The sequence below is a fragment of the Muricomes intestini genome (assembly GCF_004346165.1).
Taxonomy (GTDB): domain Bacteria; phylum Bacillota; class Clostridia; order Lachnospirales; family Lachnospiraceae; genus Muricomes; species Muricomes intestini.
Map to the genome: position 1 here is coordinate 260,058 of NZ_SLZZ01000002.1, position 13,367 is coordinate 273,424.

At 41.1% G+C, this 13,367-nt stretch carries 9 protein-coding genes and 1 pseudogene; 3 read left to right on the plus strand and 7 right to left on the minus strand.

Annotated features, from left to right (window positions below; translation table 11 throughout):
• Positions 1-149 precede the first annotated feature (149 nt).
• Entirely contained in the window at positions 150-830 is a 681-nt protein-coding gene (locus tag EDD59_RS02845) for an RNA-guided endonuclease InsQ/TnpB family protein (RefSeq protein ID WP_279233322.1), read from the minus strand.
• A 129-nt stretch (positions 831-959) separates the two neighbouring features.
• Between EDD59_RS02845 and EDD59_RS18035 the strand changes: the two genes are divergently transcribed.
• Complete coding sequence (locus EDD59_RS18035; RefSeq protein WP_243117323.1) at positions 960-2,294, plus strand: transposase; 1,335 nt, start codon at positions 960-962, stop codon at positions 2,292-2,294.
• 127 nt (positions 2,295-2,421) lie between these two features.
• Here EDD59_RS18035 and EDD59_RS02855 read toward each other — a convergent pair whose 3' ends face one another.
• Positions 2,422-3,279 (minus strand): KilA-N domain-containing protein, encoded by an 858-nt coding sequence (locus tag EDD59_RS02855; protein WP_207670363.1) that lies wholly within the window; start codon positions 3,277-3,279, stop codon positions 2,422-2,424.
• Entirely contained in the window at positions 3,266-3,484 is a 219-nt protein-coding gene (locus EDD59_RS02860) for a helix-turn-helix domain-containing protein (RefSeq protein ID WP_132378691.1), read from the minus strand. The genes EDD59_RS02855 and EDD59_RS02860 overlap by 14 nt, the downstream gene beginning before the upstream one ends.
• A 222-nt stretch (positions 3,485-3,706) precedes the next feature.
• On the opposite strand from EDD59_RS02860, the gene EDD59_RS02865 reads away from it, so the two are divergent.
• Entirely contained in the window at positions 3,707-4,243 is a 537-nt protein-coding gene (locus EDD59_RS02865; protein ID WP_165920843.1) for a helix-turn-helix domain-containing protein, read from the plus strand.
• Between the two features lie 34 nt (positions 4,244-4,277).
• Here the strand turns inward: EDD59_RS02865 and EDD59_RS18380 are convergent, their stop codons facing one another.
• The gene (locus EDD59_RS18380) at positions 4,278-4,640 is read right to left on the minus strand and encodes a hypothetical protein (RefSeq protein WP_408632276.1); all 363 of its coding nucleotides are present in this window, start codon (positions 4,638-4,640) and stop codon (positions 4,278-4,280) included.
• Here EDD59_RS18380 and EDD59_RS02875 point away from each other — a divergent pair.
• Positions 4,521-5,624, plus strand: a pseudogene (locus EDD59_RS02875) (transposase); the annotation flags it as partial. The gene EDD59_RS18380 and the pseudogene EDD59_RS02875 overlap by 120 nt on opposite strands.
• A 205-nt stretch (positions 5,625-5,829) precedes the next feature.
• Here the strand turns inward: EDD59_RS02875 and EDD59_RS02880 are convergent.
• The 3 genes from EDD59_RS02880 to EDD59_RS02890 are packed head-to-tail and all read right to left on the minus strand — an operon-like array spanning position 5,830 to position 13,361.
• Positions 5,830-10,866: a chitobiase/beta-hexosaminidase C-terminal domain-containing protein gene (locus tag EDD59_RS02880; protein WP_132378695.1), complete on the minus strand. Its 5,037-nt coding sequence runs from the start codon at positions 10,864-10,866 to the stop codon at positions 5,830-5,832.
• 9 nt (positions 10,867-10,875) lie between these two features.
• On the minus strand, positions 10,876-11,919 hold the full coding sequence (locus EDD59_RS02885; RefSeq protein WP_132378697.1) for a hypothetical protein: 1,044 nt from the start codon (positions 11,917-11,919) through the stop codon (positions 10,876-10,878).
• Positions 11,920-11,951: 32 nt separating this feature from the next.
• On the minus strand, positions 11,952-13,361 hold the full coding sequence (locus EDD59_RS02890) for an alpha-L-fucosidase (RefSeq protein WP_243117324.1): 1,410 nt from the start codon (positions 13,359-13,361) through the stop codon (positions 11,952-11,954).
• Positions 13,362-13,367 lie beyond the last annotated feature (6 nt).

A 13,367-nucleotide genomic window follows, 5' to 3' on the forward strand; every position in this document is an offset into this window, starting at 1 on the left:
TAAAGAGCGTGACATACTTCCACCACTTAAATCTCATGATTTTGAAATGAGGGCTTCCTGTTCAATAGCCCCAACGGGCTAAGTATCTGCAGACTATCCCCGTGTGCCCCTCGTTTTTTTGCCCGGTTACGGGCATTCTTTCGGTGAGGTTATGCACATAATATATTTCTTTCCTCTTCACGAATATTGATTGCCGCGTTGACATCCCTGTCCATCCGGTTTCCACAACGACACTCATAAATCCGTTCCGATAATTCCAGTTCTTTCTTTACTGCTTTTACACAGTGAGACAACTTTCTCTGCTCTTTGCACAATTTCTTTTCTGACTTTCGGTAATACATCGGATACTCTGCCCGGCTTCCGTCTGAAAACACCGCCATACCGCCCATGGCAAAATCCATTCCCAACAACTTTTCTACCACCGCTTTCTCCGCACTTATTTGGCTCTCATAGGTATAGAGAAGACTGGCATAATATTTTCCGGACGGTTCCTGAGTGACCGTCACCGATTTCAATTGATATCCTTTCGGTATCTGTCGGTGCTGTACCAGTTTTACATGAGACATTTTCGGAAGCTTCAGCTTTCCTTCTTCCAGTTTGATATTTCCATTTACTACATTCGTCGTATAACCTGCCCGGCTTCTGTGTTTTGATTTGAACTTTGGAAAACCACTCTGCGGATTTCTAAAAAAGTTCTGATATGCCCTTTCCAGATGAAGCTGCACATTGGCCAGTGCCAGTGAATCCACCTCTTTCAGCCACGGATACTGTTTTTTATAAAAAGCCGGCGTATTCTTCAACATCTTTTTACTTTTTTGATATTCTTTAATCTTATGATTTAAGCGTCAAAAGGTCATGCCTTATGATGATATATTTGTACCTTGAAAATTTAACACATCTCCCAAATCAACGGATAAAAATGGTATAATGGACTTAGTTTATTCAGGAGGTCCATTACCATGTCATTTGTTCCTAACGATGTTAACAACGAACAGCTATCGCTCTTTGATTCCTTTACCGGACTTACAGAAAGAGAACAACGTGTCTTGTCAAAATCATGGGCAAAGCCGTTTGCTGAAATTATCTTCCCGGCCATAGATGAAACACCTTTTGCGGCTTTATACAGCATTAAAAGTTCAAGACCTAATACACCAGTGAACGTTCTGGTTGGCGCATCCGTACTTCAACAGCTGACAAATCAATCAGATGATGAAATCAATGAATCCTTATTGTTTGACATTCGTTACCAGTACGCACTTCATACCACAAGTTTTCAGGAACAGCCATTAAGTGACCGCTCGCTTGGCAGATTCCGTGCCACATGTAATGCTTACTATGATGAGACGGGAGTTGACCTTCTTCATGATGCTGTGATGTCCTTGACTGATGAAATGGCAAGACTTATGAAACTGGATCATCAGCTAAAAAGAATGGACAGTATGATGGTCGCTTCAAATATTAAAAAAATGGGGCGTCTGGAACTGCTCTATACCTGTGTCTCAAATCTTGTCAAAAAGATGCAATCGCTTGGTCTTGCACTCCCTGAAAACCTGAATCATTATACGGAGGATAATGACAGGAATACGGTAATCTATCATAACCGGAGTGAAGAAACGGCTTCCAAAATAGATACCATTCTTAAGGACATCAAAACGTTACTTCCACTATGCGAAGGGAAGATGGATGATTCCAGCGAGTATCTTCTCTTTGTCAGGGCAATAAAGGAACAGACAGTGACAGATGAAGACGGGAACTATCGCCTGAGAACCGCCTCTGATGGCGGAATGAATTCTGACATCCTGCAAAACCCGGCAGATCCTGACGCTGCCTATTGCTCCAAAGCTGGGAAGGAATACCGTGGCTATACTGCTAACGTAGTTGAAGAAATCAATGAATCTGGTGACAGCCTTGTTACGGATTATCAGTTCGAGAAGAACAATTACAGTGACAAGAAGTTTGCGGAAGATGTTCTCAATGACATGCCATCTTCAGAGTCCGGAGATTCTGTCTATGTTATTGCAGATGGAGCATATACCTGTGATGAAGAACTTGCTGCCGAGAAGAACGTTGTCATTGTGAACACAAACCTTACCGGGAAAAATGCACCGGATATCAATGCAGATTTTGAATTCAATGAACAGGAAAACCGTATTACAAAGTGTCCCGGCGGGAATTCAAAGTTATATCAGCTTTTCGAAATGGAATTGAAACCATTCCTTCCATCCTCCGCAGGAAATATGATGTTGATCATATCTATAAGATCACCGTCCAAATTCACCGGAACCACAATCTGATTGTTCTCTTCATCCTTCATGATTTCAATTTGGTCATATACCGCAATACTCTTGTCAAGCGTAGGATTGAACTCTTTCATTTTCTAATATGTTTATGTTCTGCCAATCTCTTCTACTTTTCCTCAATTCACTGATTTTCTTGCATGTCTTCAATTTGCTCTTTTACACGTTCTGCTTCCTTCAGAATATTCAGTTGATATTTTGCAATTTCATCTAATATTTCGAATCGCTCTTTTTTTTCTTTTCCCTCTCGAATCATTTGTGCATTATGTGTTTCAAGATTGGATAACACCGTCAACTCGCTAATGGTCGCAAAATCTCTCACATTATTTTTCTTAGCCAGTTCTGGATTTGCATCTCTCCATGCCTTTGCTGTAAATCCAAACAAAACAACATTTAGAATATCTGCTTCATCAGCATATGCCAGCCATTGCATATCTGAATGGTAATTACCATTTGGAATCATGTAATTCTTTACAGCATCTGTCTGAATAAGATAATTGTTTTTTGTCAAAAATCTTTTCGCATCCCACTCTATTTTCATCCGATCATTCTCATCTGCTTTCAATCTTTGAAATTCTTTTATTAAATATAACTTGAACACTGAACTAATTGCTGACGCAAACTCAAAAGCAATATCTTTATGTGCGAAAGTCCCTCCATAACGGCCTCTTTTTACATACATCCCTTTTGCATTCGTCTTTTCTATCCATTCCGAAACGCTCAAAACAAAAGTATGCAATCCTGCTTCATTTTTAAAGTGGTCGAATTCGACCACTTTAAAATCAGGATTGTAAATCTGCTCCCATGTTCCCAAAAATTCTAGTGTCAAACGATTCCTAAGCCAATTTTTCACAATATCCGCTGCCCTTGAGTCACCGTTTTTAGCAGCTGCCATATCCGTAATACAAATGTAATCATCAAAATCCTCTCTAGCCACTGTGATTGGAGTATCTTGAACTGTAATAACTCTATTTTTTATCATTCGTTTTTTCCTTCCTTTGTTTTTTCGCTAGTTTTTCCATCTTAATCTGATATTCCAGCATACGAAGTACATAGACTGGTAATTTACGATGTCCCAGTTCCCATTCTGTAACAGTTCTGTATGGAATTCCAAAATATGCACAAAACTCTTTTCGATTCATACCTGTACTTTCTCTTAATTTTCTCACTCGATCCTTTATTTCCATTTCATTACCTTCCTCATCATGTACTCACTGTGTATTCACAATATCATCTTTTTACAATTTACGCAATGCGTTATTACTATCCTGGAATTTCCATTCAATTTCAATATGCTTCTCATCCCACACAGTAATCTTATTGATGAAACTATCCACCACTTTCGAGTTCAGCTCCGTAAGTTCAAGACCCAGCATTGCATCACTGACACTCTACATTGGCTTGAGATTGTGCATGATTCCAAACCAGAGATTCCCTACTTTAAATTCAATGACAATAAGAGAGAATATACTTATTATTTTTACCTGAGTTATGAAGAATTTACCTACCCCAGACTCAACAGTGTACGTATTTTAAACAACCTCGTCCAGACTCTGTTTCTGATTATAGAGCGGGAGCAGAAAATCACCATCACAGCAGGCAGGGAGCGTAAAATAGACGATGACCCGGCAATTCAGGTGATCAGACATTATATTGATATTAACTTTAAGGATGAGCTATCGTTGGATAAGCTGGCGACATACTTTCATATGAATAAATATCACCTCAGTCACCGCTTTAAGAAAAGTTTCGGTATTTCACCGATGAAATATTGGAGCAATGTAAAAATTGAGAATGTCAAACAGCTGCTGGCGCTGTCCAATTATTCGATTATTGAGATTGCGTCACTCACCGGTTTCTCGTCTCAGTCCTATCTTTCACAGACCTTTAAGAAAGAAACCGGGATGACGCCGGCAGAATATCGCAAGAATTACCGGATTAAATGATCCTCTGCTTTATCAGTCCTTAGTATCTTGTACTTCATGCATTCTTCCTCGCCAAAAGCGTGGCACGTATGTCATCAAATGACTCTTGCATGGAGCCGACTCTGCCCTCTCTGACATCATCCTCTGCTTCAGCCAGATTGCGGAGCAACACCAACTCTGCCTTCATCTGATAATAGTCCTCCAGCCCGATAACTGCTGTATCGCCTCTTCCATTAACCGTAATAATCACCTCCACACTTGCCATGGGGCTGTCGGGAAATAGACAGTTTGAAACGGGGAAGGCCTTATCACGCTCAAAGAGCTTTTTATAGATGGTACAAAAATAGAAGCGAATGCAAACCGCTATACCTTTGTCTGGCGGGGGAGTATCAACTACAATCTTGCCGGTCTGCCGGATACGATAGATACCCTTTATGAAAAGTACAATACACTTCTGCACGAAAACGGATATGGTCCCAAATATGATCTTGGGGATGCGCAGATGTTTCTCATTGAAGGCATGGAAAAAGTCAGACGTGTAATTGACGAAAATCGGAAACGGAAGCTGACAAAACATAAGAAACTCTCAAACAATACGGTCATCGAAATTGATAACTGCTCTCCTCTTGAGATTTTGAAACTCCAGAAGAATCTGATGCGGATTGCAGAGGGTGAGGGAATTTCATTTGTCCATAGTAAGGGAAAACAGAAGACTGAAATACAGAAACTGTATGAAGAACTGGAAGAATGCGGGAATCGTCTGATGGGATATAAAGAGTGTTTTGAAATTATGGGAAAAGACCGCAACAGTTATTCCAAAACGGATCTGGAAGCAATCTTTATGCGGATGAAGGAAGACCACATGCTTAACGGGCAGTTAAAACCAGCATACAACGTCCAGATCGCGGTGGAAAACTACTTCATCATTCACGGCTATGTGAGCAACGACCGGACGGATTATAACACTCTGATTCTGGTTCTGGAAAAGCATCGGAAAGCCTTTGGTGAAACATTGGAAGAAGTGACAGCAGACAGCGGATACTGTAGCGGATGTGAACATAAAGCCCGTTGTCTGTATAAATATGATGCGGAAAAGAATAGCGGCCGGAATAAAGTGATGAAGATTAATGAGCAGTGGGAAGCCCTGAAAGAAGCATCCAATGCCAATATACAGAGTGAGAAAGGAATCCTGAAGCGTCAGATCCGCTCCATCCAGACCGAAGGTCACTTTGGAGACATCAAGGAAAACGAAAACTTCCGGCGATTCAATTACCGCAGTTCAGAAAAAGTGTATAAAGAATTCATGCTGTATGCAATGGGTCGAAATATAAATAAATATCATCGGTTCCTTCACCATGAAATCGAGAAATTCACAGGAAAAGCCGAGCAGAAAACAGCTTAGAGAACAGTGTGCGTCCAGGGTTATGGAAAAAGGGGGTTTTGCGCCCCAAAATAGGCCGGCTAAAGAAAAAACAAGCATATCTACCAGAGCGTCCTTTGCTGAAAATCATGGAACTCTGTAGGATATGCTTGTTTTGGTGTAAGAGCCTTAAAAATCGGTATTAACCGACAGCCCCCTTTTACTTGTAGCATGGCAAATTTTCTCTTTATTTATTTCTTTTTTTCATCCTGCCAATTACAGTACAGGTACAAACTGCTGCTGAACCAAGTAGTATTATAATAACCAGCATAAGATTTGAAGTATCTCCGGTTTGTGCAGTCTTCTGAATTTCAGCTTTCTGAGGACTGGTAATTGCTGATTCTTTATCTGCGCCATTGCCTGACCCCGTATTTCCGTCTATTGTGTCTTTACCGCCGTTTGCTCCATTATTTCCTGAATTATTACCATCAGGATCCTGAGGCGTGCCAGAATCACCGCCATTTTCGTTTTCATCGTCACCTGCTGCTTCAATCTCTCTGATTAAATTATCAATCTTTCCGGTCATTTCATCCACATTTGATTGTTCAGCCTCTGGATCATCTGCCATATTCTGTGCATTCTTAAGTAAAGTTTCCGCCTTCTGTGCCAACTCCTTTGGCAGGTTCCCGGTAGTAAGTGCACGAAGTGCTTCTATACTCTTTTTCAGATTGGACACATCTGCCCTTTCTATCACGCCATTGATACGTTCTGTCAGCCGATTAGTCATATCATTAATTTCTTCCTGGGTAGCAGTATCATTATTTTTAATTGCAAGTGCTTCCTGATATAACTCCTTCAGTCCCTGGATAGAAGAGGGCCTGTATTGGTTCTTATTATCCAGCAATTCACCTGCCAATTCCAATGCTTTATCTAACATCGTATAATCATTCTTAGCAGCCTTCTCACCGTTCTCAATTACCGACCTGATTGCATCAAACAGTGAAAGTATAGCTGAATCCACATCAGAGATATTTGTCTCACCACTTTCATATACAGCTTTGGCACTTTCTAAAATCGGAACCAAAGCGTTGATAGCATCCGGATTATAAATATCTTGGTCTTCTATTAAAGAATCACCTGTTTGAATCAAAGCCAGGAGCTTCGTTTTCAACATTTCAATTCCAGCCACTTCTTTATTATACTTTTTGTATAAATCCAACATGTCATTTACCGCTGTTTCTACTTCTGTGAAACTTATTTCCTCATCCGGCTTCTCTGAGAAAGCTGCATATTTCTGGAGTATGGTCTGATATGCTTCCCATTCTTCTTCACTTGCAAACCCTTCACTGACAAAATCTTTTACCAGATCATAACCCAGATTTACCAGAGCCATATTGCCCCTGAGTACGAGGTTGGCATCGGCGTCTTCCAGTGCAGCAAGTGCCTCGTCTACCACATCCTGTATGCTGTCTTTATCATCTACAATAGTTTTTGCATAATGATAGGATTCCATAAATGCATTCCAGCTGGATGCAGTATATTTTTCTGCATTGTTTGCCTTGCCTTCACATTCAGCCAGCTTTCGCTCAAGTTTACTGAAGTCTGTCACTTTAAGATTTTCGTATTCCGTCTTCTTTTCATTTAGGATATTGAATACATTCCCCAGTTGTTCTAAATCTACCTGATCATTTCCGACAGCCTGAATCTCCCTATTTACTTTTAAGAGTAGAGCTTTAGCATCCTCCAGAGCAGTCCTAAATTGGATGCCCTCTTCTGCTTCTTCATTAATAGAAATATTCTCTGACTCGTCGATCAGATCACACAATTCTGTTGTATCCAGCACCTGAACATAGAAGTCCAGCTTTGCACCCGACACAGTATTGAACCTGATCAGACATTTACCATGATTTAATGACGACATAAACTTTGTGCTCAATGCATAATCATCATTTTCGGCCTGATAATCTTCACCTTCCATGAGTTCTCTCAGCTTGTTTCCTTCTGGTCCAAAATACTCAATCGAATCTATCAGATCACCGTCCAATTTCACCGGAACCACAATCTGATTGTTCTCTTCATCCCTCATGCTTTCATTTTGGTCATATACCGCAATACTCTGGTCAAGTGTAGGATTGAACTCTTTCTCTGAAGCCGGACGCCCAAATACTTGCAATTCATTTATAGTCGGAGTCCAATATGTGCCTTGAAGCTGATCAACAATCACTACTCTCAGCTTACTTGTGGTCACCGGTTCAAAGCCATTGATTTTTTTGTTGCTTCCGATGCCATCATTTACTGTTTTGAAGGTTTCAAACTCTTGCTTCTCTTCATCATACTTCTGAAATTCACATGTTTTTATCCTGAGTTCAGTATTAGAGTCTTTAAACTCATCCATCAATATTTCCTCAATGACAACTTCTTCCTCAAAATCAAGGTCTAATATAATCGGATATCCATCTTTCATATCATCCGGGTCACAGCATGCCCAGCGAGTTGTAAAGTCACCATCTACCATTTTATCTGCAGCTAATTCCTGGTAATTACCTTTAGGATGCGTATAATTAGCAGTAATCGTCTTATTTAAAGCCAGATTATCATCTGCTTTTATTTTCAAATTCTTAATTGCCAGCTCCAGTTTCTTATATGCTGCGTGTATTTCACTGGGGTCCTGCTCAGCCGTCACCTTGCTGACCTCTTTTAAAGTCTGCTGAAAATCCATCCAGGAGGAAAGCCTGTAATCGTCTTTTTTCTTTTCCTGAGCGGTCTTAATCAGTTCTTTCAAATCTTCAAATGTCTTGTATCTAATCTCTGATGCCTTTTCAAGAGCATTTATGCACTGTTCTAAAGCTTCATATGCATTCGTAATCTTAATATCAGCTTCGTCTCCATTTAGTTCCTTTGCATAAGCGAGTGCAGAAGCCAAGCTGTTCCATGACTCTTCTGTATACTCTTCCTCTTTATATGACTCTGCCTGTACAATAAGATCCTTAAGTTCCTGAAAGGTAACATAACTCGTGTCTGCCGCACTGTCTGTAACCTTAATGCTACTTACATCACTTATCCTTTTTCCTTCGTCAAATAACGCTCCTTTGTATGTCAGATTATATGCTGTTATTTGTTCTTTATAAAGAAGAGATCCTATTGTCGGATCAGAACCATCCTTTGTATACCGTATGTCTCCACCATTTGCCCTATTGGTAAACTTCACCATTCCATCCGATTTATCCGGAACGGGTGCCAGGTCTTTTGATAGTTTTTCATCATAAGTTTCCGCTGTCTTTCCGACATCTTCTTTGACTTTGAGAATCTTCTCAAGGTTAGCTTTATCGGAGATGGCTTTTTCTCCTGCTGCGATTGCTGCTTCATACGCATCCTTTGCCTTCTCCACATCTTCTGACGGTTCCAGAAGCATCTGATAAAGCTCTTCTTTTTTCGTTCTTTCTGCCATCAAAGTTTCGAGTTCTTTAACAGCTTTAATTCTTTCCTGTTCCTGAGGATCCGACTTATCTCCTATCTCTGTCTCCTGAAGCCCAATATCGATTCCATTTCCATAATACAGCTCCGTCCCAAAGAAGTCTTTATCTCCGCAAGCTGCTACATACTTTCCTGCATCAATCAAAGGACTGTCCTCTTCTAAGCGGAAGTTTTTGGCTGCATCCCGTATATTTTCTGCCCCTATACCCTTGGGATCGTAATCCAGTGGATCCCCTGCAAATCCCGGGTCTCCGAAATATTCATGTTCATCTTTCGGGTGGTTTGAGGATTTCTTTCCGGAAGCTTCGTAGAATGCATTATTACTGAATACTGCTTTATCCAGCCCATTGGCTTTACGGTTCCAATTAGTAGGGGTCTGGGATGTATTATAAAAGACGTTATTATAAAAATATACTGTATCTTTCAGTACCTCGTCGTGAAAACTCTGGAGCTTTGAGCCATCATAGACAAATACATTATTGAGAACATATGTAGGAGAATAGTTTGTACTCAGCATATTCTTCCAGATAACTCCATTGTCGTTGATACTTAAGTTATATCTGGCTATGGAGTTACTGCTGTTTCCCATATATGACATCCATCCGCCCTTATTATCGTGTGAATAATTGTACTGATATGTTACATTAAAATTAGTAAACTCTAAATCCCACGGAGTTGCATCATACTCATTAGCAGGTCCGTCATAACATTCATTGAACTGCATTACACTGTCACATCCTGCCCATAAGTAAAGCCCTGCCGATACCTGGTTGTATCTTTTTAGAAATCCGTTTACTTCGTTGTATTCACAGACCAGATTCTTGGCATCTGCCAGCTGAATCGCGCCCTGCCCAGTGTTTTCGGCGTAATTATTTCCTATATATATGTCTCTGCTATACAAGTCTCTGCTGCGGACCCATAACTGCTCCCAGCCTTCATGATACTTTCTTGCTTCATCTGTTTCACCAGAACTGCCATCCCTATCATAGAACCAGTTAAATGCAAGCTGTATAGCATGCAGTTCACATCTGTCAAAAGTATTGTTTTCAATACGAACATCCTTAAAATAATATCCGGAAGTCCCGTAGTCGCGATAACTTTTCTCACCGAATACCTGAAATACAATTCCGCCGTAATGAATCTTCTGCCATGTTGACGGGCCGTCAATATCATGAATATCGCAATCAGATATTCTAAAATAATCCATGATATTATCTTCACCTTCTTCCAACAGATCTGCGTTGATTGAAACATGAATCCCGTCTCTTACAGCCATTCCGCTGGTGATATCTGTATTAAAATCATCATCATTAGACAATTCCATATTATGTATTTCCCAGTATTGCTGATTGCGCAGTGAAATTGCCCCGGTCAGTCCAACTTTCTCAACAATCTTGTCACGGTCTCCGGTACCCCTTATAGGTACTTCTACCTTACCGTTCGTTGCAATATACGGTTTTCCATCTGCCGGATCACCATACATGTCGATTGTGATTGGCTTTCCTTCGCTGCCGGAACCCATTGGTCTAAGCTGCTGGTCCTGCCATACTTCTCCGGCCTTTAGCAGAATCCTGTCCCCGGGCTGAAACTCTTTCTGGTTCGCCATGGACAGCGTTTTCCATGCCTTGTCTTTGCCTGTCCCGTCATTGTTGTCATTCCCGTTAGATGCATCCAGGAAATAATCCTGCCCCCCGTATGGGTTCTGCTCCTGTCCTGTATCCGCGGCATAACTTATGATATTGGACGGAAATAGTGTCACTGTCATAACTAAAATAAGAAAACCAGCCAATATTTTCTTAATCTTCCCCATAAGAACCTCCTACTCTTTAAATAGTCTCTCAAGTTTTCCTTTATCAACTGACTCTGCAGAACATTTCTTATATTCATTATCTAAAAATTTATTTAGTTTTTCTTCCGCCAGTATTGACCTGATTTGAGTCCCATACAGGTCATCCGACTTGTTTTTATCAAAGGTTTTATTCAAAATCTTAATTACGCTGACTACATCCCCATTTGTTACTTGTGTAACTTCATCCTGCTCCATTTCATCCGCTTTCACTCTCACATCGTAACGTGCCTTGAGGTCCTCCGAATAGCTTTCCCCGGTAAAAGTATATGTATTGGTTTCAACATCCTCCTTGTATTTTTCCTTGATTGCCTGCACCGGAAGGTTCTGACGAAGCATCGTTTCTATATCCGCAGCTGCAGTCTCCGGATGGGTATGATTGTACAGTCTGACTTCAAGAACCTCTGCTTGTGTGGCATATAGTTTCCATTCATCCTGATTTGCTTCAAGATAATCTTTTATCTCCTGTTTACTGACATAAAGTTTTTGTCCTTCTTTTTTGCTCAGTTTATTAATTAGATCATTCCTGGTATTTGTGACAAGATTACTCAAAAATTCCTTCTCTGAAAACTCTTTTTTCCCATATACTATTTTTTTGTCAGCAAAAGCTTGTTCTTTTTCTATATTTCTACTTTCCCTTGCCTTTTCAATCTCATCATATTCTACAGGAACATCTATCCCGTTCTCCCTTGCCATAGATAAAATCAGTTTATCGGTTATACAATGTTCCAGGGCTTGATAAACCAGCACCTCAACCGGTTTTTCTCCCCCTGTCTCTTCATACCAGTCTTCTTTTTCATTCAGCTCTTTGTGATGGGTATTATGAAAATAGTTCATAACCGTACTTTTTTCCATGTCTGAATAGACCTTTAAATCTTTTTCAGTAATCTTATATTCTCCTACCCTTGCATATACAGTATTTCGTTGCAAAAACACAAGAGCTATAACAAGAATGGCAATAGCAAGTAAAATTGAAATACCTATATATAAGCGTCTCTTTCTTTTTGGTTTTTTCAATCAATGCCTTCCTTTTCTAAAATTGTACTTACTTATTCTTCATTTATCACCTGCACCCCCGAGATTGTCGGATAAATCCGATATTCTGGAAAAGTGATGGTTATCTCACCGGTTTCTACTCTATCAAACCTGAGAATCCGTTTATAGCCGATTGTACCGCATTCAACAAGCATTTTTCTCCGGCCGTCTGTGCGGTAATAAATCTGGCATTTTTCAATTCGCTGGCTGTCGGCTATATACTCTTTGAGTATGATGATATTGCACGAAACCGGCTTTCTCCAATGTAAGGTAATCTGTGGCCGGTTATCATCGGCTGTCGGCTGCCAGTATATATCTTTTTCATCATCAAGTGCCGCTTTATCTGTCCTGCCCGATGAAAACTCCACCTCTGCGGCAATAACTTCATCATTGCTGCGGAGGTTCTTAAGTCTGTTGCCCAGCAGTTCCAGTTCCCGGATATCTTCAGGTGCAATCATCCCCTCCGGTGTCGGCGGCAGGTTCAGAAGAAATGTCCCGTTCCCGCCGACCGAGCAGCAGTACAATTCGAACAATTCATCCCCTGTCCGGACTTTACTGTCCTCATTTTGATGATAGAACCAGCCGGGGCGGATCGAGGTGTTGACTTCAGCCGGGTACCAGACTAATTCGCCTTCATACTCAGCCAGCACTTCCCGGCTTCCCAGGTTTTCTTCACCGGAAGTAAGCTTGCGTGAGAATTTTCCATCGTCAACCTTCTGTGACTTTTCGGCAACCTTTTCAACATCCCGCAGCGCACTTGGTACGACGCTCCACTCTTCTGCCCTTGTCTGTCCGGCTTCATTTCCAATCCATCGGACATCAGGCCCGCAGACAGCGATAACCGCTTCCGGCTGATGCTTACGGATAGTGTCATAATAGCGTTCCCAGTCGTAAACCTGCTTTTTCCCGTCTGCCCCTTCGCCGTTGGCGCCGTCAAACCATACTTCAAAAATGTCGCCATAACCGGTCAGCAGTTCTTCCAATTGTCTGACATAAAAGTCGTCATAGGCTTTGCCTTCACCGTAACTCGCTTCCGTACGATCCCATGGTGAGAGATAAATGCCAAATTTAAGACCTTCCTCACAGCAGGCTTCGGACATTTCTTTTACCACGTCACCATGTCCATTCTGCCATGGCGTTTGAGCCACAGTGTGTTTTGAGTATTTACTTGGCCATAAGCAGAATCCATCATGGTGTTTGCAGGTTAAGATTGCCCCTCTCATTCCGGCTGCTTTCATTGCCTGTACCCACTGCCGGCAGTCTAAGTGCTGAGGATTAAACAGTGACAGATCCTCATAACCCAGCCCCCACTCCCGGTCAGTCATTGTATTCATGCCAAAATGAATAAAACCATAAAACTCCATTTTCTGCCAGGCAAGCTGGCGCTCAGACGGCTTTATTGATACTGCGTAGTTAATGTCCACGTTATC

What these genes read in the sequence shown, in the direction of transcription:
- EDD59_RS02880 (WP_132378695.1), bottom strand. Translation starts at nt 10,866, where the DNA reads ATGGGGAAGATTAAGAAAATATTGGCTGGTTTTCTTATTTTAGTTATG.
- EDD59_RS02860 (WP_132378691.1), bottom strand. Translation starts at nt 3,484, where the DNA reads ATGGAAATAAAGGATCGAGTGAGAAAATTAAGAGAAAGTACAGGTATG.
- EDD59_RS18035 (WP_243117323.1), top strand. Translation starts at nt 960, where the DNA reads ATGTCATTTGTTCCTAACGATGTTAACAACGAACAGCTATCGCTCTTT.
- EDD59_RS02855 (WP_207670363.1), bottom strand. Translation starts at nt 3,279, where the DNA reads ATGATAAAAAATAGAGTTATTACAGTTCAAGATACTCCAATCACAGTG.